18 protein-coding genes and 2 tRNA genes are annotated in these 21,854 nt (G+C 43.4%); 7 read left to right on the plus strand and 13 right to left on the minus strand.

Annotated features, from left to right (window positions below):
- Positions 1-149 precede the first annotated feature (149 nt).
- The 9 genes from panD to JMX89_RS00985 form a co-directional block, all read right to left on the minus strand.
- Positions 150-530: an aspartate 1-decarboxylase gene (gene panD, locus JMX89_RS00945; RefSeq protein ID WP_011279481.1), complete on the minus strand. Its 381-nt coding sequence runs from the start codon at positions 528-530 to the stop codon at positions 150-152.
- Between the two features lie 99 nt (positions 531-629).
- Entirely contained in the window at positions 630-1,211 is a 582-nt protein-coding gene (gene pth, locus JMX89_RS00950) for an aminoacyl-tRNA hydrolase (RefSeq protein ID WP_011512556.1), read from the minus strand.
- 158 nt (positions 1,212-1,369) lie between these two features.
- A complete protein-coding gene (locus JMX89_RS00955; protein WP_011512557.1) occupies positions 1,370-2,044 on the minus strand; it encodes a 50S ribosomal protein L25/general stress protein Ctc in 675 nt (224 codons plus the stop codon).
- A gap of 431 nt (positions 2,045-2,475) precedes the next feature.
- A complete protein-coding gene (locus JMX89_RS00960; protein ID WP_201530520.1) occupies positions 2,476-3,423 on the minus strand; it encodes a ribose-phosphate pyrophosphokinase in 948 nt (315 codons plus the stop codon).
- Between the two features lie 110 nt (positions 3,424-3,533).
- A tRNA-Gln gene (locus JMX89_RS00965) sits at positions 3,534-3,609 on the minus strand.
- A 243-nt stretch (positions 3,610-3,852) separates the two neighbouring features.
- Positions 3,853-3,928, minus strand: a tRNA-Gln gene (locus tag JMX89_RS00970).
- 166 nt (positions 3,929-4,094) lie between these two features.
- Positions 4,095-5,063, minus strand: a complete 969-nt coding sequence (gene ispE, locus JMX89_RS00975) for a 4-(cytidine 5'-diphospho)-2-C-methyl-D-erythritol kinase (protein WP_201530519.1) — start codon at positions 5,061-5,063, stop codon at positions 4,095-4,097.
- Positions 5,064-5,159: 96 nt separating this feature from the next.
- Positions 5,160-5,798, minus strand: coding sequence for a lipoprotein insertase outer membrane protein LolB (gene lolB / locus JMX89_RS00980; RefSeq protein WP_201530518.1), 639 nt, complete (start codon positions 5,796-5,798; stop codon positions 5,160-5,162).
- A 184-nt stretch (positions 5,799-5,982) separates the two neighbouring features.
- On the minus strand, positions 5,983-7,938 hold the full coding sequence (locus JMX89_RS00985; RefSeq protein WP_201550491.1) for a tetratricopeptide repeat protein: 1,956 nt from the start codon (positions 7,936-7,938) through the stop codon (positions 5,983-5,985).
- A 532-nt stretch (positions 7,939-8,470) separates the two neighbouring features.
- Here JMX89_RS00985 and hemA point away from each other — a divergent pair.
- From hemA to JMX89_RS01005, 4 genes are all read left to right on the plus strand, one after another.
- Positions 8,471-9,865 (plus strand): glutamyl-tRNA reductase, encoded by a 1,395-nt coding sequence (gene hemA / locus JMX89_RS00990; RefSeq protein ID WP_201550494.1) that lies wholly within the window; start codon positions 8,471-8,473, stop codon positions 9,863-9,865.
- 571 nt (positions 9,866-10,436) lie between these two features.
- Positions 10,437-11,573, plus strand: a complete 1,137-nt coding sequence (locus JMX89_RS00995) for an aminotransferase class V-fold PLP-dependent enzyme (RefSeq protein ID WP_181209425.1) — start codon at positions 10,437-10,439, stop codon at positions 11,571-11,573.
- Between the two features lie 265 nt (positions 11,574-11,838).
- Positions 11,839-12,276, plus strand: a complete 438-nt coding sequence (locus tag JMX89_RS01000; protein WP_011512564.1) for a YeeE/YedE family protein — start codon at positions 11,839-11,841, stop codon at positions 12,274-12,276.
- Positions 12,277-12,348: 72 nt separating this feature from the next.
- On the plus strand, positions 12,349-12,771 hold the full coding sequence (locus JMX89_RS01005; protein WP_201550497.1) for a DUF6691 family protein: 423 nt from the start codon (positions 12,349-12,351) through the stop codon (positions 12,769-12,771).
- A 119-nt stretch (positions 12,772-12,890) separates the two neighbouring features.
- Here JMX89_RS01005 and JMX89_RS01010 read toward each other — a convergent pair whose 3' ends face one another.
- Positions 12,891-14,555, minus strand: coding sequence for an AMP-binding protein (locus JMX89_RS01010; protein WP_201550500.1), 1,665 nt, complete (start codon positions 14,553-14,555; stop codon positions 12,891-12,893).
- 348 nt (positions 14,556-14,903) lie between these two features.
- Here JMX89_RS01010 and JMX89_RS01015 point away from each other — a divergent pair, with 348 nt between their 5' ends.
- Positions 14,904-17,039 carry an NADPH-dependent 2,4-dienoyl-CoA reductase gene (locus tag JMX89_RS01015; protein ID WP_201550503.1) on the plus strand — a complete coding sequence of 712 codons (2,136 nt, stop codon included), beginning with the start codon at positions 14,904-14,906 and terminating at the stop codon, positions 17,037-17,039.
- Between the two features lie 51 nt (positions 17,040-17,090).
- Here JMX89_RS01015 and JMX89_RS01020 read toward each other — a convergent pair.
- Positions 17,091-17,842 (minus strand): IS5 family transposase gene (locus JMX89_RS01020; protein ID WP_201550505.1). Its coding sequence is split into 2 segments (ribosomal slippage): positions 17,091-17,620 and positions 17,620-17,842, totalling 753 coding nucleotides; the frame shifts between segments, so codons are not numbered across the junction.
- 168 nt (positions 17,843-18,010) lie between these two features.
- On the minus strand, positions 18,011-19,015 hold the full coding sequence (locus JMX89_RS01025) for a lipoate--protein ligase (protein ID WP_201530512.1): 1,005 nt from the start codon (positions 19,013-19,015) through the stop codon (positions 18,011-18,013).
- Positions 19,016-19,300: 285 nt separating this feature from the next.
- Here JMX89_RS01025 and trpB point away from each other — a divergent pair, with 285 nt between their 5' ends.
- Positions 19,301-20,527, plus strand: a complete 1,227-nt coding sequence (gene trpB / locus JMX89_RS01030; RefSeq protein ID WP_201550508.1) for a tryptophan synthase subunit beta — start codon at positions 19,301-19,303, stop codon at positions 20,525-20,527.
- 100 nt (positions 20,528-20,627) lie between these two features.
- Positions 20,628-21,524, plus strand: coding sequence for a DMT family transporter (locus tag JMX89_RS01035; protein ID WP_201550511.1), 897 nt, complete (start codon positions 20,628-20,630; stop codon positions 21,522-21,524).
- Between the two features lie 85 nt (positions 21,525-21,609).
- Here JMX89_RS01035 and JMX89_RS01040 read toward each other — a convergent pair whose 3' ends face one another.
- Entirely contained in the window at positions 21,610-21,777 is a 168-nt protein-coding gene (locus tag JMX89_RS01040; RefSeq protein WP_201550514.1) for a hypothetical protein, read from the minus strand.
- Positions 21,778-21,854: the final 77 nt, after the last annotated feature.

Here is a 21,854-nt window from a genome sequence, read left to right on the forward strand (position 1 = left end):
TATAAAAATGGCATAAAAAAAAGCTGAATCACAATCTGGATTCAGCTTCGATATAAGTACAAGTATTTTAATGGGATTTTGACAGAAATGGCAACCGTGTGACCACGTATTTACTCATGGTTTATGTAACAAGCTCTTAAATGATTTTCTTAGGCCACTTGTACTGGAATAATATTTGCGGTGTCTTTAACCGTGTTGTCTTCGTTGCAATAGACCAGTCTTGGCTGATACGTTGACGCTTCAACTTCATCAAAATGTGCATAGGCACAGATGATAACGATATCGCCTAGGTCTGCCATATGAGCCGCTGCACCGTTTAAGGAGATAATACCAGAGCCCGCTTCAGCGCGAATAGCATAGGTGCGAAAGCGTTTGCCATTGGTGACGTTATAGATGTCGATAGATTCGTTTTCACGCAGACCGGCAAGGTCTAACAAATCACCGTCGATACCGCATGAGCCTTCATAGTGAAGTTCGGCATGAGTAACACGGGCACGATGTAATTTGCACTTGAGCATATTAAGTAGCATAGATTGCTTCCTTAGTGTAACGGATATAAATGAGTCAAATCAAAACGTTAATGGGGATTAACTTGCTAAAATAAAAGGTTATTATAATTGAAACACCATTCATTCAGGTAATTTAAAACCATTAATTTGCGAACGTGCTTTTTCGACATCACCGCCTAATAGCAAAGGCAGGGCGTCAAAAGCAGCAGATAATGCACTATCAATAGCAATTTGCTCATCTGGCGCAGCTTTTGAAAGCACATGACCACTGACTTTAGACTTGTGACCCGGATGACCAATACCCACACGCAGACGATGGAAGTCGTTACCAATATGGGGGGTTATATCACGCAGACCATTATGACCACCATGACCACCGTCAGTTTTGAGTTTGATGCTACCAGCAGGAATATCAAGCTCATCATGGGCGATTAACAGCTCGTCATTATCAATGCCATAAAATTTAACCATGGGCACGACCGACTGACCTGATTTATTCATAAAAGTCAGCGGCATCAATAGACGCACGTCATGCCCATGAATCTGCCCGCGTCCTGTCACTCCATGGAATTTTTTGTCGGGGGCGAGAGTGATATTAAACTGCTGAGCCAAATGAAGGACGAACCAAAATCCTGCATTATGGCGCGTAAACATATATTCCTGACCCGGATTACCAAGACCGACTATAAGCTTTATGGCCATAAAAACACCCTGCTTGACTATAATAAATGAGTGGTCAGGTCTGATTTTTCAAACCTTACTTACAAAAACAGCAGGAGATATTCATCACCTGCTATTTTTTGACTGAACGAACCTTACATTATATAGACAACAATAAGTCGCTATATAAAACCGGTTTATTACTCGCCGTCTTTGCTTTCGTCAGTACCTTGCTCAGTCGCAGGTACGTCAGCAGCATCCACTTCAGCAGCTTCGTCAACTTCTTCAACCGTTGGTGGCTGCATGTTCACGATCGTACGGTCATGACCATCTTCTAATTCAAGCTCAGCAATAACCACGCCTTCAGGAAGAGTGATGTCTGACAGACGGAACAAATCGCCAATTTCCATACCAGATACATCTATTTCTAGATATTCAGGTAACTGTGATGGTATGCAAACGATTTCGATGTCAGTTACTAGTGTTGATAGAACACCACCAGCCTTAGTGCCAGGCGCTTCTTCACGACCAGAAAAATGAACAGGAACATTCATGTTAATTTTCTGACCTTTCACAACACGCTGGAAATCAGCATGCATTGGGAAACCTTTAGCAGGATGGCGTTGCAAGTCTTTAATAACTACTTGATGCTCTTCGCCATCTACATTCAAAGTCAAGATGTGTGAGAAAAACGCTTCAAATTCTAGTGATTTTACTAGCTCATTGATTTTGATAGAGATAGCTGTTGGCTGCTCACCACCACCATAGATGATAGCAGGAACTAGGTTCTGCTTACGTAGGCGGCGGCTCGCACCTTTACCTTGAAGCTCAGCAGAACGATCAACTGCGTTTAATGCAAAATGATTAATAGTCATGGATGTAATCCTATAAAAAAATGATGAAGTGTCTGGTCATAAAAAAGTGGATTTGCGACCAATCCACTAATACGTGATGATAGCTAGTATTTGTCGGGCGTGATAAACGCCGATAATCAAATCTAGCCATGTGCTTAACCTAATGATTCCCATCATAAAAATTATCAAGAAAATCATTATTTTAAACGTGATCAGCACTTTTAATAATACCGACTGTTTTAAATCATAAAAAACGGTCAGCACAGGCGCGCATTATACGTGATTAGCTAATAATAAGAAAGACCTACGTAAAATAGCTGGGCAAAACCCTTATGCAAGATCGTTATGAAAAACACCTATACAAACAACAGCTCAAAACTGTTAATTAAAATCATTAAATAAAAAAGCGCCAAGTAATGAAACTTGGCGCTTTTTTCAATCTACGATAACTCTTAAGCGTCAAACATCGCGCTGATAGATTCTTCGTTATTAATACGGCGTAAGCTTTCAGCCAACATTGGCGCGATGCTCACTTGACGAATCTTGCTGCAAGCTTTGGCAGCATCAGACAATGGAATCGTATCAGTAACGACAATCTCATCCAATTCTGATTCACTGATGTTCTTAAGCGCATTACCAGATAATACAGGATGCGTGATATAAGCCACTACGCGGCGTGCACCATTTGCTTTAAGCGCTTCAGCGGCTTTGCATAACGTACCTGCGGTATCGACCATATCATCAACGATGACGCAATCACGGTCACGAACATCACCGATGATGTGCATCACTTGTGACTCATTGGCACGGGCACGGCGTTTATCAATAATCGCCATATCTGTATCGCCCAATTGCTTAGCCATGGCACGCGCACGCACCACACCGCCAACGTCAGGTGAAACTACCATGATGTTGTCATAATCTTGTTTTTTAAGATCGTTCAATAATACAGGGGTACCGTAGATGTTATCGACTGGGATATCAAAGAAGCCCTGAATCTGATCTGAGTGCAAATCAACGGTCATGACGCGATCGATACTAACGATGTTTAGCATGTCAGCGACGACTTTGGCCGAGATAGGTACACGAGCTGAACGCGGACGACGGTCTTGACGGGCATAACCGAAGTAAGGCATGACAGCGGTGATACGGCCAGCACTAGAACGACGCAAGGCGTCGGCCATCATCATGATTTCCATCAAATTGTCGTTGGTCGGTGCACAAGTAGGCTGCATGATAAACACGTCTTTACCGCGTACGTGTTCTTTGATTTCCACGGCAATTTCGCCATCAGAAAAACGCGTGATGTCAGCTTTACCAAGAGGTATGTGAAGATGATCGGCTACGGTTTTTGCTAATTCAGGGTGAGCATTACCCGTAAAAATCGCCAAATAAGGCATGACAGAAGTCCTATTGATTGACTCAAGCAGCGACCGCTAAGCAGTGTCAAACTGCTCAAATTAAGAAAAGAGTATTGAAAAGTATTGATGACTACTATTACAGTAAAAAATGGCAGGGGTAGCTGGACTCGAACCAACGGATGTCAGGATCAAAACCTGATGCCTTACCAACTTGGCTATACCCCTGTAATGTCTAGGCTGTGTACGTCGATATCTAATAGCAACTTTTAATAAAATTACGCTTAGAATAGCGTCACGACCTGTTCGTTATTTTATAAACGGATAAACCGTCTACAACATAACTTTTCCCTAACGGTGTTCATTGCGAACTATACCGAAACTGGGGTAACATTGTCAATGTCGATAAGATAAGCGGCTGTCTATAAACTGCTTATAATAAGTACACATCTAATGCTTTGAGCTTAAAAATGGCAGGGGTAGCTGGACTCGAACCAACGGATGTCAGGATCAAAACCTGATGCCTTACCAACTTGGCTATACCCCTATTGAGGCGACCTATTATAATTAAATTTTCAGATTTTGCAAGTCATTTGCGCCTTTTTATAGCTTTTATTAAAAAATAGGTCAAAAATAAAACGGGTATTGGATCCATAAAACTTTTTACACTGTATGTATAGTCCTTTACTTTCACACTATAGCTCAAATCTAACTCATAAATTACGAACTAAATAGGCAGGACAGGGCGCCTCTTCAATCCACTTTGCCAAACGCGCTTTATCAGATATCACACCTGCATCCAAAGGCAAAAATACTGCGCTACCTGAGCCAGTCATTCTTGCTGTGCTCAGTGCTTGAGTCTCTAACTCTTGCAAATAGCGTAATGCTTCATTGACGGCAGGAGCAAGACTGGTCACCACTGGCGTAAAGACATTTTGATAAGGCGTGTTTAAATGTTGCACATAGTCATTGGACTGGTTTTGAATGGTCTTAATTGATAGCAGGGCGATATCTCGCTGTAGCTTGGGGTGCGCAAAAAGCTCGGCAGTATTAACGTGAGCATTAGGGGTCAATACTAAATACTGTTGCTCGGGCAAATCAATCGCTGTCAGCTCTTCGCCAATGCCCATCGCAATAGCATCTTGTCCAAAGATAAATATTGGCACATCAGCGCCAATGCTTGTGCCAATTTTTATAAGCGTATCTTGATCAAAATTAATCTGCCATATTTTATTTAAGACTAATAATGTCGTTGCGGCATTGGACGAGCCACCACCTAAGCCTGCGCCCATCGGTAAGTGCTTATCTAACCTCACTGACACTTTCTGTAGATTCTTAGGTAGCGAATTTGAGTCTAGCGCAGCTACAAGTAAGGCATTAGCCGCCTTAAAGATCAAATTGTCCTCTATGCTGCTGGTTATGGTGTCGGCACCACTTAGCGTGAGTAGATGACCACAGAGGCTACTATTATCTACAGAATTATTGTCTGCTACGCTATCAATAATAATTATTAATTCATCTGCTATTGAAAAATGCAAATAATCGCCCCAATCGAGCAGGCGAAACACCGTTTGCAAATTATGATAACCATCAGCGCGCTGACCAGTAATATGCAAAAATAAATTAATCTTTGCTGGTGATAGGCGAGTAATAACCGATGCAGAAGTCGCGTTTTTAGTCATAAATGATGGTCACAATTCTCAGGTGCAATTTTTAAACGCAAACAGCCATTTATAAAAATGGCTGTTTGCAATAGCGATCAAATCTAATTGGTGCTATTACTTTTGATGATCAATTGTCATAACAACTTTATTACCTTGCGATTGAACTGCACTGATTTTATTTGGTAATTTATCATTGCCTTTGTAGCTGAAGCTGGCACGCCATTCGCCATTTACAGAGCTAATTAGACGGTTTTGAGCATCAAGCTGCGGTGCGCTGTCTGAAGGCGCTGGGCGTCCAGAAATCCAGTAAGGCATCTGAGAGATAGGTGCTTGCCAACCGGTGGCTTTTTTAAGCAGGGTTTCAGGGTCAGCCGCATTCAAAGTACCGGTTTTTTCGCTCACCAAAGTCGCAGATTGACCATTGTATTCGATATTGGTTTTACCAATGCCTAACGCACCAATGAGTTCAATGGCAAAGCGATCATTCTGTTGACCCCATGCATAAAATGCACTGCCGCCTTGAGCCCCTGTTGTATCACTCGCAGCCGTTGTAACACCAATCTTACCTGTAATATTAAAGCTCTCAAGTTTCTTTGGTTGCTCAGGGTTTTGACCTTGAATGGTTGTGCTAGGCTGGTTGGTCGCGTTGGCGGTCTTCATAGACTGACAGCCAGAGGTAATTACCATTGCTGCTGTCATAGCGGCAAATAGGGTCAATTTATTAGGTTTATAAAAAGATCGCAGGGTAGACATGATGTTTCCTCAAAAATGGACAAATTTGCAAAATTTTTGTTTCGAGAGCAGGTTAGCTTAAGTGGTATTTGTTACTCAGTTATGCGTGGCTGTTAGCTTCTTATACATGACTTGTAATAATAGGATGTCGTATTCGAGGACTTAGAAGCACTACGCTATTACTTATTAATTATATCGTTTGTTATTAATACAATTGTATACGGTCATTGATATTGTGTTGCCCAAATGAGAAGCGCTGCTGCAAGTCGGCAAGTAAAGCATCAACTTTTTCATTGTCGCCTAAGCCTTGATAAGCGCGTAATAGCAATGTCCCTGAGCGTAAAGTAGGGAGCACATCGTAAGGCGTTTGCAGATAGTCGATCACTTGCTGATAATTCTCGTTTGCTAGTGCATTACTTGCCAGTACATTGAGGGCTTGCAGATGCAGCTCATTGTCATAGCGAGGGTCATCGTAGCGTATTTGTATGATCGCCGTCGCCAATGCCAATCCTTGCTCAGAACCACGCTCATTAGCCAGCAATAACTGGGCGTAACTCAGCTGATAAGCAGGATTGCTGGGGTCAAGCGCTTGCAAATGATTAAGTAAGGTACGCTTGACGATATAGTCCTCTTTATCATCAAGGAGCTGGGCGCGTGCAAAAAGCAGCATCTCATTATCAGGGTATTTACGAGCAGCCTTAGTTAATAGTCGTAAGGCTTCTGCAGGTTCATTCTGTTGCCATAAGATATCGGCTTGTAGCACAAAGCTATCAGGAGCGAAGACGCTAAAGTCTTTACGCAGCTTTTCTAACGTTGCGATAGCGGCATCAACATTATTATTGAGTAAGTCTAATGCGACCACTTTTCGTCGAGCTTCCAATACCAAGTCCTCTTGCATGACAGCATTGAGATAGTATTTGGCTTGCTCAAAGTTTTGCTGACGCTCGGCACTGATGCCCAGATAATAATAAGATTGATCTAAATAAGCGGGATTTTTGGCAAGCGTATTAAGCAATTGATCGGCACTAGTATATTTTTCAATATCTAAGCTAACCAGTGCCGCTAATAAGGTAATCTCAGCATCATCGGCAAAGCGCTGATGAGCGCCTAACAACAGCTGCCACGCTTGCTCATTCTGTTTCAAATCAAGCAAATAGCGAATCTCATACAAGTATAGATTCTTACTGTCAGCATTGCGCAAGCGTGCTTGGCTGAGATACTCAATGACTGCTTCTGGCGTTTCGATTTTGCGCAAGATATCTGCTTTTAAGGTAATAAAAGGCACATAATCAGGCTGGCGCTCAACTGCTCGATTGATATGAACGATGGCAATCTCAGGTTCATTAAACTGATAAAGCAAGCCAGCTTTTAAGACTGACAGCGAGGCGTTTTGTTCACTGGCGATAGGTTGCAGAGCGGCGAGTAATTCACGCTTATCATCATCGCTGTTTGGGTAAATGCCAATCAGAATTTCGCTAAGGTCGGCGCGAGGATCATAGCTCAAGATGCGATTTAGAGTTTCGCCCGCCAAATCATAATCGTGCGCCCGCAGTGCCAAATGAGCGACATAAAACCAAGCAGGCACATGGTCTGGGTTTTCATCTTGCCATGCTTTGGCAAATTGTAAAGATTCTTCGACCCTGTCATTACGTAATGATAAGCTCAGCGCGCGCTCAAATACGGCTGTGGCATCTTGCTTAAAAGATTGCTGCTTATAGATAATCAGCGCACGCTCGGTATCATCACGATTTACAGAAAATTCTGCATCTAATAAGGCATACAAGCTTGGTTCATTGCTTATTTTATTGAGGTCAGATGACGGAGTGCTTTCGGCTATCGAGGCATCAGTTATCAAATTTTTATTATCGATGCTTTTAGTCACTGGTGTGTGACTGTTAATGACTTGACTAGAGGCATTAATGGTTCTGGTAACGGTGGCACTACTAGTGTTAGTGGGAGAGACTTTGGGCAAAGCTATGTTTGGTGAGACAATGGCATGGTCAGCATAGGCAGGGAATCCTAGGCACAAACAAACCGCCAACGAAAACGCTAGCTTATAACGTTGGCATAGCCGCTCAATGAGAGCATGCAATAAAGCACTAAGGCTAGATTGAGCATTATGCGTAGATTGTCGTCTAAATGAAGACCCAAAAAAGACCATAGCGTGCAGTATTTACCTATTCTGACCTTGTTTCTATGCCTAGTAAAAGGATTTGCAGCATAGAAGGCTGGGTTTATTATAATCGTTTTAAAAACAGATATCTGTGACGAATAATGATGTCAAACATTATAAGAGTAGCATGAAGGGATACACAATAGCAGCCGTGTTACTTAGGCATCAGTAATAGTGTAAATTTATTCTAGTAGCATCCGAGTTTAAGCATAATATTGTTAGCTTTAAGTAAAATTATATGCAAATGTTAGAATATTAAACCAGTAATTGCAGTTGATTTGTAAGCCATGCGCCCAGATACAGACAAAATGCTGGCTTATAGAGGTGAGTGTTAAATAAAGCTATCAATAATGATATAATAAGCGCTTTTTATTATTTTACTTTCAAAGTTGCCTATTAAAAGCTATTTTTCAAAGATTTCTTGTCAAAAGCTGTCTTTGAAAAATAGGATTTTAATTTTTTAAAAACCGCTAAAGGTGTTTGGTTGGCGAGTGAATATCATATTTATGGTCTGTCAATAATGAGATTAGTGGTCATTGGGGTCAATCACAAAACTGCACCAGTCGCTCTACGAGAGCGCTTGGCGCTTGTCGGTGATGAGGTCAATATCGCACTTGCGCAGCTACAAGGCTTTAGCGATGGTAGCGTGATAGTGTCCACCTGCAACCGTACAGAGATTTATTCATTGGTCCCAGAAAGCATATTATCACCAAACACATTATTGCCAAATTCAGCCTCAGCAGTTGTAGAGACTTCAGTTATAGAGTCTAGTATGACGGCTAACAATAGCGCCAACCTCTCAGCGACTATCATCAGCGCTCACATCCTAAAAATTAAAACTTGGCTTGCAGGTTTTAAGCAGTTACCACTGGATGAGATTGACCCTTATTTGTATGTCCATCGAGATACGCATGCTTTAACCCATTGGCTACGAGTGGCTGCAGGTCTTGACTCTATGATATTGGGTGAGCCGCAGATACTGGGGCAAATCAAGCGCGCTGTGCATATGGCGCAAGATCAAAAAGCGCTTAGCAATCAGCTAGGTTGGATTGTTGATCAGGTATTTGCAGCGGCAAAACGAGTACGTAATGAGACCCAAGTTGGCGCACAAGCTGTGTCACTTAGCTATGCTGCTGCCAAACTGGTGACGCAAATCTTTGATGATTTGCCAACTCGTACTTTGCTGGTGGTAGCCGCTGGCGAGATGAACCGCTTGGTAGCGACGCATATTGCAGGTCTTGGAGTCGGTCGCGTTATTATTTGCAACCGTAATCCTGAACGCGCAGAAGCGTTAGCGGCTGAGCTGCGCAATCCCAATCGCCGGATCGAAGTCAGAACGCTGCAAGAGCTGCCACAAGTATTGGCAGAAGCCGATATTGTGAGCAGCTGTAGCGGTAGCATGGACATATTGATTGATAAAACCATGACGCTGCGGGCACTAAAGAGCCGTCGCTATCAGCCGATGCTGATGATTGACTTGGCGGTGCCGCGTGATATTGATTCGACTGTCAGCCGGATAGATGACGTTTATCTATATTCTGTCGATGATTTGCAGCATGTGATAGCCGGTAATATCGAACAACGCCGGCAAGCAGCAGTAGATGCTGAGCTGTTGGTCAGTCAATTGGTGGTTGAGATGGATCGCCGCTTTCAAGTGCGCCAAGTAGGCAAGGATATTCAGCAATATCGCGCGCGTACTCATGAGCAGGTAAACAAACTATTGCAGTCGTCTATCGCAGAGCTGCAAGGCGATAGTGCTAACCCTGAAGATATTATGATTGAGCTGACACGGCGCTTAACGCAAAATTTGACCCATGCGCCCTCCAAGCTCATGCGTAAGGCGGCACGCGAAGGTGATAATGAATTACTCGACTTTGTGGTATCAGGTCTACAAGACGCCCATCGGAATCACTGATAGTTGCCTTTTATCATCAAAAATAAGAAATTGTATCAGTATGGTTTTAACGCAAACATAGCATTGTCAACCTGCATTATCAGTGCTAATATCGAGCTGTTATGACGATATTAAGTGATGATGCTTGATCGATGAATAGGGACTGTTTTTAGGATACTCGAGCGGTATTCGTTACAATACCAGCGTCTTTATACTATTTAACTTTTATCTATCCAGTCAATCATTTTCAATCGCTACTGTTATCAGCCAACTACCGCGTAGCAACGATAATGGTTTGCGTATCTTATGCGCTTTCACTCAATATCTGATGACATCAACGACGTAAAAGATACCACCGTCAACGGCAATAGCGCTAGGATAAAGTGCTACATCGTCCACCCTGCGTCATATTCTCAATTATTACTCGATATTCGTACTTAGTGAATGCTATCTATAAACGTATCTGGCTATCATATTACGTTGGTCAAAAGATGTTTGATTAAAATAATAGCTGACCTGAATTTGCTAAGACAGTATCTAGATTTTGTTATCACTCATACTTAAAAAATATTACAACAGACAGGAGCGTCACATGACTGCATTACGTCAAGATATTGATCCAAACGGCTTATTAGAATATTCAGTGGTTTATACCGACCGCGCCCTTAATCATATGTCAAAAGCCTTCCAAGAGGTGATGAATGATTTGCTCAGCAACCTAAAAACAGTCTATAACGCTGAAGCCGCGGTTATTATTCCAGGTTCTGGTACCTACGGCATGGAAGCAGTCGCCCGTCAACTGACCATTGATGAAGATTGTCTCATCATCCGTAACGGTTGGTTTAGCTATCGTTGGACGCAAATATTAGAAAAAGGCAAATTTGCCAAATCATCTACGGTACTAACGGCTGAGCGTACAGAAGATACGGAAGCGCCAAAACCATTTGCGCCAGTGGATATCGAAACGGCCGTTGCCAAAATTAAAGCAGACAAATCTGCTGTCGTTTATGCGCCGCACGTTGAAACGTCGTCGGGCATTATCTTGTCAGAAGACTACATCAAAGCATTAAGCGCGGCCGTACATAGTGTTGGCGGTTTATTGGTTATTGACTGTATCGCTTCAGGTTGTGTATGGTTAGATATGAAAAAATTGGGCATTGATGTGCTCATCAGTGCGCCGCAAAAAGGCTGGAGTAGCACACCATGTGCAGGTCTGGTTATGCTCAGTGACGCTGCTATCAAAAAGGTAGAAACCACGGAGTCTAACTGCTTTAGCCTTGATTTAAAGCAATGGTTAACCATCATGCGTGCGTACGAAAACGGCGGTCACGCTTATCATGCGACTATGCCAACCGATAGCTTGCGTCAATTCCGCGATACTATCTTGGAAGCAAAAGAGATTGGCTTTGATAAATTGTGTGATGCACAATGGGAGCTTGGCAACCGCGTCCGTAAGGTACTGGCAGATAAAGGTATTGAAAGCGTTGCTGCCAAAGGTTTTGAAGCTCCAGGTGTTGTCGTATCTTATACTGACCGTGATGATATCCATAAAGGCAGTGCTTTTGCTGAAGCTGGATTGCAAATCGCTGCTGGCGTACCGTTAAAAGTCGGTGAGCCTGATAACTTCAAAACGTTCCGTTTAGGTCTATTTGGTTTGGATAAATTGACCGATATCGACGGCGCGGTAGAGCGTTTTGAAAAAGCGCTTGATGAAGTCTTAGCAAAATGATTTGAGAGGCTGACTCGTTTATTAACGACTATATTTATTAAGCCAGTCAGCCATCAAATGAAGAGATACTGAGCAATGCGTGACGCAATGTTCAGTATTTTTTTACTTTTTCATTATGTTTTATAATATAATGTATTTATGTAAAATAATATGTAGTAAGATATAAACAATAAAAAATCGTTTATAGCAGTAGTACAATATCGTTGTTAAACTCAATTGAAGATATAAAACCATTTTTAATAAAAAATCAGCTTAGGTAATCATTATGGGTATACAAATAGACTGGCAAGCTTTTACGCCAATTTCCTTGGTAGGCGGGCTGATGCTAGGCGTTGCAACGGTTATCTTGCTGTTGGGCATTGGTCGTATTGCGGGTATTAGTGGTATTTTCTCAAGTCTTCTTAAACCTAAGCGCGTCGAGATGTGGCAGGTATTATTTATTGCAGGTCTGATTCTCTCGCCATTATTATATAGTTTATTTAGACCGTTACCTGATATCGAAATCAGTACCTCGATACCGTTATTAATCGGTGCAGGGCTATTGGTTGGTTTTGGGACGCGTTTAGGTTCAGGCTGTACCAGCGGACATGGTATTTGTGGTAATGCGCGACTGTCGCCACGGTCGATGGCGGCAACAGTGACCTTTATGTTATTTGGTATTGTGACGGTTTATATTGGTCGACATCTTTTGGGCTTAATTTAAACAACACATTGCTAAGACAACGTTGAATATGATTCATAAAAGCTTATATCCACGAATGAAGTGCGAGACATAATGATGCTAAAAAATATAATTGGGTTACTGGCAGGTCTGCTATTTGGTATTGGGTTATTAATCTCAGGTATGACTGATCCTGTTAAAGTACAGGGCTTTTTGGACGTCTTTGGTGCATGGGATATTTCCCTTGCATTGGTGATGGGTGGCGGTTTAATAGTTGCCATCGTTGGTGTCCAATTGGCTAAGCGTCAACAGACCAGCTGGATTGGCACTTCAATAGATATGCCAAGCAAAACAGTGATTAATAAAAAACTGTTAATCGGCGCGATGCTATTCGGTATCGGCTGGGGCTTGGTGGGTATTTGCCCAGGTCCTGGTATTGTGCTGCTCGGTACAGGGCAGTGGCAGGCATATGTTTTTATCCCAGCGATGATAGTTGGGATGCTGGTGTATCAATGGCTGGAGCCAAAGCTTAATTAGTTGTTTGATTAATAATGAGCTTGGTTTTTTTAGCACAATAAAAAGGTCAGCCTACATTCATTAGGCTGACCTTTTTTATCAATGATGATTCAGTATTATGAATCATCATTGATAAAAGCTTACTTAGCACTAGCCGTTACTTTTGGCGTTTCGTGTGCCAATGATTTGGCTGCTTGACGCAGCTCAAACTTCTGCACTTTACCAGTGCTTGTCTTTGGGATTTCAGCAAAGATAATATATTTAGGTACTTTAAAGCCAGCAAGGTGCTGTTTGCAATGTTCCATCACATGATCGTGCTGTAAAGTGCTGCCTTCATGAATCTCGATAAATGCCACCGGTACTTCGCCCCATTTATCATGCGGCGCGGCGACGACCGCACAGCTTTGGATTTCGGGCATTTTATATAAGACGTTCTCGACTTCGATACTAGAGATGTTTTCACCGCCTGAGATGATGATGTCTTTAAGCCTGTCCATAATTTTGATATAGCCGTCAGGATATTTGACCCCTAAATCACCGGTGCGGAACCAGCCATCAGTAAAGGCTTCTTCGGTGGCTTTACGACTTTTTAGATAACCTTTCATCACCATATTGCCGCGCAGTGCCAGCTCGCCCATCTCTTCGCCATCAGCAGCAACTGGCTCAGTAGTCCCTTGTTTAAACAGCTCAAAGCCACTCATCAAATGCGAGGTCACGCCCTGACGCGACTTCTTTTGCGCACGAGTAGCGACATCCAGCTCATCCCATTCTTGCTGCTCAGCGCATACAGTAACCGGTCCATAGACTTCGGTCAGACCATAAACATGCGAGATATGAAAGCCCATTGCTTCCATGGCGGCGAGCATGGTTTCAGACGGCGGCGCACCAGCAACCCAGCCTTTGACTTCATGATTAATGGCGTCTTTATATTCTGGTTTGCCGCCTGCAATCATATTATGTACCACGGGTGCTGAGCAATAATGAGTCACTTTATGCTTAGCAATCAGCTGCAAAATCAAATCAGCGTCAATCTTGCGCAAGCATACATTGACTCCAGCACGTTCGGCAATCGTCCACGGAAAGCACCAACCATTACAATGAAATAATGGCAGCGTCCATAGATACATAGGGTGCTTGGGCATATCCCAATCTAAAATATTGGAGACGGCATTGAGCGTCGCACCGCGATGATGATAGACCACGCCTTTGGGCTTACCCGTCGTGCCAGAGGTATAGTTGAGCGCGATAGCATCCCATTCATCTAATGGTTTTTCCCAATTATCCAAACTGTCTGAGCTGGCGATTAATGATTCGTAGCTCATGCTGCCAAAACCTTTAATATCGAGCGCCGCATCTGTCACATGAATCACGATTAGATTTGGAAAGGTTTCATCGATCATTTCAGCATGTTCAGCAAACTCGCTGTCTAGAATCAATACTTTGGCTTCTGAATGCTGTAGACAAAAGGTCAGCGCATTGATATCGAGGCGGGTGTTCAGTGTACAAAGTACGCCGCCTGACATGGGTACGCCAAAAGCGCATTCGACCATTGCTGGGGTGTTTGGCATCATGACTGCAACTGTGTCATTTTTATCAATGCCTAATTTACGCAGACCATCCGCCAGTTGTCTGCAACGATCATAAGTCTGTTGCCACGTTTGGGTGAGGTTATTATGTTCTAAGTCGTCATAGATAATAGCGGTTCTGTCAGGATAGACCTGAGCACTACGGATGATAAAATCAATAGGAGTAAGCGGTTGATGGTTGGCAGAATTTTTGCCGAGACCGGTATGGAAGTCTGTCATGCAGATAGTCCTTTATCGTATGTTTTTATAGTCGATGACGCAGTAATGGTGCTTTGCTGTCGCCAATCAACTGTATCAGGGTCTGATTATTATAGACAGTCGCAGGCAAAATTTGGACAGGTTTTGTGGAGTTTATTTAACTATCTGCAAAAAACCTCACTAATTAATAGGATCGTTCAGCGCCGCTATTAATTAGTGTTCACTCATCAGTCGCTTGTCTGCATAGCTGATGATAATGGCGGTGTGGTACGATACCGTAACGCTAAATCCTATAGCACGAGCAATATAAGCACTCTTACAAAGCATTCCTAAAAAATATTCTCATAAACCATTCATAAGGAAAATGATATGTCCGCCAGCCGTACTGCCACTTCTATTGAGACCACCAGCACTAATGCACACTACCCGCATTTATTTGAGCCATTAGATTTGGGCTTTACCACGCTTAAAAACCGCATGGTGATGGGTTCGATGCATACGGGGCTTGAAGACCGTTTTTATAACTACGGTAAACTGGCAGCATATTTTGCCGAACGTGCCAAAGGCGGCGTAGCGATGATGATTACGGGCGGTATTTCGCCCAATCGTGAAGGGTGGTTACTGCCTGCTGGTGGCACCATGAATACGCGTGCTGACGTGATTAACCATCAACGCGTGACCCGTGCTGCGCATAAGTATGACAGCAAAATAATCATGCAAATCTTGCACAGTGGTCGGTACGGCTATCATCCATTTGCAGTCTCATCAAGTCCGATTAAATCGCCAATCTCACCATTTAAACCGCGTAAGATGAGTATTAAAAACATCGAACAAACGGTAAAAGATTATGCCCGTTCGGCTAAACTTGCCAAGCAAGCTGGTTATGACGGTGTGGAGATCATGGGCTCAGAAGGCTATTTGCTGAATCAGTTTTTATCCCGTCATGTGAATAAGCGTACTGATGAATATGGCGGCGACATTCAAAATCGTATGAAGTTTGCGGTCGACGTGGTCAAAGCGGTACGTGAAGCTGCCGGTGAAGACTTTATTATCTTATTTCGCTTATCAGTGATTGATTTGGTCAAAGACGGTAACGTCATGGACGAAGTCATCACTGTTGCCAAAGCGTTAGAAGAGGCGGGCGTGACCATCATGAATACGGGCATCGGCTGGCATGAAGCTCGCATTCCGACGATTGTCACTAGTGTACCGCGTGCGGCCTTTGTTGATTTTACCGCTGAAATTAAAAAACACATCAGCATCCCAATGATGGCAGCCAACCGTATCAATATGCCAGAAACGGCAGAAGAAATCGTCGCCAGTGGTCAGGCAGATATGATTCAGATGGCGCGTCCATTTTTAGCCGATGCCCATTGGGTGAATAAAGCCAAAAATGGTCAGGCAGATCGTATTAATACCTGTATTGCCTGTAACCAAGCCTGTCTTGACCATACTTTTGAGAATAAACGCTCAACTTGTCTGGTCAATCCCCAAGCCTGCTACGAGACTGAATTGGTTTATAAAAAAGCCAAAAAACCTAAAAAGGTCGCAGTCATTGGTGGCGGTGTCGCTGGCATGTCAGCCGCTCACGTCGCCGCGCTACGTGGTCATAAGGTCACGCTATTTGAAGCAAAAGACATCTTAGGCGGTCAGTTTAACTACGCCAAAGTTATCCCTGGTAAAGAAGAGTTCTTTGAGACCATTCGCTACTATATCAATGAGCTCGAGCACTTAGGTGTTGAAATCAAACTCAATACCAAAGTCGATAAAGCCATGCTTGAGAAAGCCAAATTCCATCACGTTATCGTCGCAACTGGTGTTGTTCCACGAAGCCTCGCTGGCAAACTGGAAGGCGCGGATTTGCCACAAGTAATGAGCTATGCTGAATTACTCTCTGGTGAAAAATCAGTTGGCGAAACCGTTGCGGTCATCGGTGCTGGTGGTATTGGTTTTGACGTTAGTGAATATTTGACCGCCAAACATGGTCAGCCGCTTGATGAGCTAGGGCCTGAATTGCTCAAAGACCCAAGCTATCGTCCAAAAGCCCAGTCTATCGAAGAATGGCGTGAAGAATGGGGCGTCACTTCTGCGACCGACTATCAAACCGAGGGCGGACTAATCAAGCCTGAAGCCATTAAGCCTATCCGCCAAGTGTACTTGATGCAGCGTACCAAAGGTCGCTTGGGTAGTGGGCTCAATAAAACCTCTGGCTGGGTACATCGTGCTCATGTCAAATCACACGGCGTCATCCAAGTATCAGGTGCGAAGTACGATAAGATCACCAATGAAGGTATTTGGATCACTAATAACCAAGGTCAAAGCCAGTTACTACGTGTCGATAGTGTCGTCGTCTGTGCTGGTCAAGAGTCGGTCGTTGAGCTGATGCCAAACGTTGGTGATGCGCCAGATGCACAGTATCATCTTATCGGTGGTGCTAAGCTGGCGGCTGAGCTGGATGCCAAACGTGCGATTCGTGATGGGGCTGAGGTTGCGGCGGGGATCTAAGGTTTGAATGGTTTAGGTGAAATATAGAAACGGTGAGATTAGGGCGTGTCCCTAATTCAGTTTGCAATGAATCATAGTACAAGCCAGATACAGCATAGACTTATAATTTCGAGCCAGTTTTTCGTAGCGAGTCGCAATACTACGAAAGTGTTTTAGCCTTGCAAACGTGTTTTCAACTAAGTGTCGTAGCTTGTATAAATAGTGATCAAACGCTAAATCAGGCTGCTTGGCATTTTTTCTCTTGGGGATGACAGGGCTTATATTGTCTTGCTTTAACTTGGTTCTGATGGTTTCAGAATCATAAGCTTTATCAGCAATGAAGTAGGTCGCATCCGTTAACATCGCTATGATATCGTTTGCAGCTTGGCTGTCGTGGACGTCACCCCCAGTGATTTTAAAATCAATCGGGTTTCCATGCGAATCGACGGCGAGATGAATCTTAGTAGTGGTTCCACCTCGTGACTTTCCGGTAGCTCGAAGCTCTCCTCGTCTGGCACCGCTTGAATGCTGATGACAGCGGATGTAGCTTCCATCTGCGAATACCCATTCTTCATCAATACTTGCTCGTAGATCAAAAAAAATTGCGCCCACAAACCCTTTTTCGACAGCCTATTGAAACGATTGTAGGCAGTTTTCCAAGGACATAGCTCACTCGGTATGTCACGCCACGGCGCGCCTGTACGAAGTTTCCACAGTATGGCTTCCATGACTTGTCTGTCGTTTTTCCAAGTGTGACAGCCATGAGCTTTCATGGTACTTTGAAGTTGTTCCCATGTATTATCATTGAGCACTGTTCTTGCCATAATTTAGAGAGCCATGTGGTAAATAGTCTCTATATCTTAAGGCTTTTGAACCCCCTTTTCCAGATTAGGGACACGCCCTAATTATCTTACCGTTTTTTTATATCTGCTTAACCAAGCAATTAACCACTAAAATGTAATTAATTGCCTACTATTTGTCTTGTAGAAAATCTACCCTTCCATCTCTCCAATTAGCCAATCCGACACATCGTCAATCTGCGTTGCCAAATCAGGATGCGCTCTGCTGAGCTCATCAAACTTAGCTTTAATCTCATGCTTGTCGTACTTAACATCTGCCAGTGATTCTTTTAAAAGATCAATCAACTCAACGTTTAGCGCGTCAGAGAAGATGACCACTTCGCGTATCACTGCTTGCTTCACATCAAGGTGCAAATCAATAATGCCCCAATCAAATCGCGTCTCAATGTGATGGGTAAATTCAGGGGTTTTGCCAAAGCGCCAATCCCAATCTGCCATTTGTTGATAATATTTATTCAGGTTAGGTTGCTTGGCGAGACTGGCTTCATCCAATTCTTCTACTGGCGCAGTATCACCATAATACTCACAAAACGCTTCGATAATCGCCTTGGATAAAGTCTCATGATTGATGTCTGCATTAAACTCAACCAAGTTAGCGACGCGCGCACGGACAGATTTAATCCCTTTTGCTTTTAGCTTAAGTGGATGCGGATTAAGATAATCGCCCAGCTTTTGCATATTGGCATTGACTAGTAATGTGCCATGATGAAAGCTGCGATCAGCCGCGTGTTTAAAGGCGCTACCTGATATTTTCTTATCACCGACTTGCATGTCGTTACGCCCAGACAACTCAGCGTCTATACCCAATTTTTTTAGCGCATTGATGATAATAGTAAAGTTCGCTTCTTGGTCGTAGTCGTCTTTGGGCGATAAAAAGGTAAAGTTAGTATTGCCCAGATCATGAAATACCGCGCCGCCGCCACTCTGACGCCGTGCCAAAAACACATCGTCAGCTTCCATCTTATTGATTTTGCATTCTACCCATGGGTTTTGTGAGCGCCCAATGACCACGGTCTCGCTATTGCGCCATAAAAATAGCGTGTGCGAGTCGGGATTGAGCGTATTAAATATCCAATCCTCGGTCGCGAGGTTAAACCAAGGGTTGGTCACAGCAGACTTTAAAATGCGCAGTTTCATTGTTTGTCCTTTTGGGCAGAGATTTTTAGTTTGGCTTTTATAAATCCGTACTGTCATTGTTGCCGATGCGAGATTGGAATTCAATGGGAGTGTGGTAGTGAGGATTGACGATTGAAGCTGACAACTATCAATGTACAGACTTGACCTTCTGAATAATTTCGCTTATCATCTTGTTTCAATGTACTAGAACGCAAATACATTCAATTATTTTTATCCTTAAAAAAGCTAAATAATTCGGCAAAGACAACAATATTAATACTCCATTTAAAACGATAAGGCTTAACTATGACAACGCAAAATACCGCCACTGGCTACGGTTTACATCAATCAATTTTGCCCAATGACGATGGTTTATACGGAGAGTTCGGTGGCAAAATTGCTCATCCCGAGCTGGCCAAAGCCATGGCAGAAATCGAAGTAGGCTTTCGTGAAATCATTAAAAATGACGATTTTATCGCTGAGATGAAGCGCTTGCGTGAGACCTATGTCGGTCGTCCAAGTCCTATTTATCATGCGCAGCGTTTGACCGAGCATTGCGGCGGCGCGCAGATTTATTTTAAACGTGAAGACTTAAACCATACGGGCGCGCACAAGATTAATCACTGTTTGGGTGAAGTATTATTAGCCAAGAAATTAGGCAAAACCAAAGTGATTGCCGAAACGGGCGCGGGGCAACATGGCGTAGCATTGGCAACGGCAGCGGCCTTGATGGGTATGGAGTGTGAGATTCACATGGGTGTGGTCGATATTAAAAAGGAGCATCCAAACGTCAGCCGTATGAAGATTTTGGGTGCCAATATCGTACCAGTCTCGCGCGGTGCTGGTACGCTAAAAGAAGCGGTTGATAGCGCCTTTGAAACCTATCTTAATGAGCTCGATACCAGTATGTTTGCGATTGGCTCGGCACTGGGACCTGCGCCCTATCCTGAAATGGTCAGCTATTTTCAATCGGTGATCGGACATGAAGCACGGGCGCAGTTCTTAACGACAACGGGTAAGCTGCCCAATAAGGTAGTTGCTTGTATTGGCGGCGGCTCTAATGCCATTGGTATGTTTAGCGGATTTTTTGATGATAAAGATGTAGAAAAAATAGGCGTGGAACCAGCAGGCGAAGGCTTGGATACCCCTAACCATGCGGCGACGATGTCACTGGGCGTGAAAGGCGAGATTCATGGGTTTAAGTGTTATGTATTGCTCGATGAAAAAGGTGAGCCAGCTCCTGTACATTCAATTGCCTCCGGTCTTGATTATCCAGGGGTTGGACCACAGCATTCGCACCTGCGAGATTTAGAGCTCGCGACCTATGAATCAGCGACTGATGCTGAATGTTTAGAAGCGTTTATGGTATTATCGCGCCTTGAGGGTATTATTCCTGCCTTAGAGTCGGCACATGCCATCGCTTATGCCATGAAAATAGCCAAAGATATGTCAGCGGATGAGACGATTTTGGTTAATTTGTCAGGGCGCGGTGACAAAGACATCGATTTTATTTTGGACAAGATGGATTTATAAAATAAATCTGTGATAAGTACAGAAAATACAATACCTATTGAGCGCTTAACCAGTTATCATCGAGGTTTTTTTACTGTCTAATGCTCGATAGGATCCTCTCATGTCTAACCGCGACCTCATTATTTTTATCACCTTATCTTTTATGTGGTCGCTGTCTTTCATTTTTTATCGTATTGGCGTGCCTGAATTTGGCTCGTTAGCTTTTGCCAGCCTACGTGTGGTCTTGGCTGGACTGACGATGTTGGTGTTTGTAATACTAAAAAAGAAAAACAGAGTAGGCATTCGTGAAAATTGGAAAGTATTAACGTTGGTTGGGCTGTTCTCCGCAGCAGTGCCCTTTATCTTGTTTGCATTTTCAGCACGCTCGGTAAACGCTGGCGTATTGGCAGTGCTTAATGCATCTGTGCCAATGATAAGCGGCTTTATTGCCAGTGTATTTTTTAAAGACAGACTGTCAAAAAAGCAAATTCTCGGTTTGGTCATCGGTGTGGTCGGCGTGATGATTCTAATGAGCGAGAACTTATTTGGCGGGCAAGGTGTTGGGTCAGGTTCTGGGTTATTGCCAATGGGCTACGCATTACTAGCCTGTGTTGGCTACGCGCTTGGAGCAAACATCACTCGAAATTACTTGGAAAATGTCTCTCCAGTAGCGATTACCGCAGGCTCGCTTATCATTGCCAGTGTGATTATGTTGCCTGTGGCGGTTTATGAGTTTCCTTATGGCAAGAGCATCAGTCTCACCGCTTGGATTTCTGTCATTTGTATCGGTGTGTTTTCGACTGCCATCGCGCTGATTTTTATGAATCAGTTGATTAAAAGTATCGGTCCGGTACGAGCGACCAGTATTACTTTGGTGATTCCGATTTTTGCCATTATTTTAGGCTATCTGCTGCTTGGCGAGGCATTGGATACACCCGCGATTATCGGCTCTATAGTGATATTATTTGGTACTTATTTGTCTTTGAATTTGTCTTTTAAAAAGATGCTCAAATCATAAAATATTTACTATTTTTAAATTTCATATAAAAAAACCTGTGTAAAATCAGGTTTTTTTTTGGCGAAATAGCCCTTCTAAGCACTCCCTATTGTCGCCATCGGCACGCCAAATCGAAGAAAATCGCATTGCGATTTACATCTAATAAAAATTTGGCGTCTTTTACCGCGTAGCCATTGGGATAACGTTGCCCATAATCTTCCCAAAATACCGCCCGTTCGACCAGCTCTTCAAAAGTAGTGGTACTGGGCAGCATCGCTCCAAAAGATATCTTGATTGTCTGTTGCCATCCGCTGGATAAAGGCTTAATGACTTTAATCAGCCAATCTGATT

Origin of the sequence: Psychrobacter sp. DD43 (genome assembly GCF_904846555.1) — a bacterium.
GTDB lineage: Bacteria > Pseudomonadota > Gammaproteobacteria > Pseudomonadales > Moraxellaceae > Psychrobacter > Psychrobacter cryohalolentis.

What these genes read in the sequence shown, in the direction of transcription:
- panD (WP_011279481.1), bottom strand. Translation starts at nt 530, where the DNA reads ATGCTACTTAATATGCTCAAGTGCAAATTACATCGTGCCCGTGTTACT.
- pth (WP_011512556.1), bottom strand. Translation starts at nt 1,211, where the DNA reads ATGGCCATAAAGCTTATAGTCGGTCTTGGTAATCCGGGTCAGGAATAT.
- JMX89_RS00955 (WP_011512557.1), bottom strand. Translation starts at nt 2,044, where the DNA reads ATGACTATTAATCATTTTGCATTAAACGCAGTTGATCGTTCTGCTGAG.
- JMX89_RS00960 (WP_201530520.1), bottom strand. Translation starts at nt 3,423, where the DNA reads ATGCCTTATTTGGCGATTTTTACGGGTAATGCTCACCCTGAATTAGCA.
- ispE (WP_201530519.1), bottom strand. Translation starts at nt 5,063, where the DNA reads ATGACTAAAAACGCGACTTCTGCATCGGTTATTACTCGCCTATCACCA.
- lolB (WP_201530518.1), bottom strand. Translation starts at nt 5,798, where the DNA reads ATGTCTACCCTGCGATCTTTTTATAAACCTAATAAATTGACCCTATTT.
- JMX89_RS00985 (WP_201550491.1), bottom strand. Translation starts at nt 7,938, where the DNA reads ATGGTCTTTTTTGGGTCTTCATTTAGACGACAATCTACGCATAATGCT.
- hemA (WP_201550494.1), top strand. Translation starts at nt 8,471, where the DNA reads ATGAGATTAGTGGTCATTGGGGTCAATCACAAAACTGCACCAGTCGCT.
- JMX89_RS00995 (WP_181209425.1), top strand. Translation starts at nt 10,437, where the DNA reads ATGACTGCATTACGTCAAGATATTGATCCAAACGGCTTATTAGAATAT.
- JMX89_RS01000 (WP_011512564.1), top strand. Translation starts at nt 11,839, where the DNA reads ATGGGTATACAAATAGACTGGCAAGCTTTTACGCCAATTTCCTTGGTA.
- JMX89_RS01005 (WP_201550497.1), top strand. Translation starts at nt 12,349, where the DNA reads ATGATGCTAAAAAATATAATTGGGTTACTGGCAGGTCTGCTATTTGGT.
- JMX89_RS01010 (WP_201550500.1), bottom strand. Translation starts at nt 14,555, where the DNA reads ATGACAGACTTCCATACCGGTCTCGGCAAAAATTCTGCCAACCATCAA.
- JMX89_RS01015 (WP_201550503.1), top strand. Translation starts at nt 14,904, where the DNA reads ATGTCCGCCAGCCGTACTGCCACTTCTATTGAGACCACCAGCACTAAT.
- JMX89_RS01025 (WP_201530512.1), bottom strand. Translation starts at nt 19,015, where the DNA reads ATGAAACTGCGCATTTTAAAGTCTGCTGTGACCAACCCTTGGTTTAAC.
- trpB (WP_201550508.1), top strand. Translation starts at nt 19,301, where the DNA reads ATGACAACGCAAAATACCGCCACTGGCTACGGTTTACATCAATCAATT.
- JMX89_RS01035 (WP_201550511.1), top strand. Translation starts at nt 20,628, where the DNA reads ATGTCTAACCGCGACCTCATTATTTTTATCACCTTATCTTTTATGTGG.
- JMX89_RS01040 (WP_201550514.1), bottom strand. Translation starts at nt 21,777, where the DNA reads ATGCTGCCCAGTACCACTACTTTTGAAGAGCTGGTCGAACGGGCGGTA.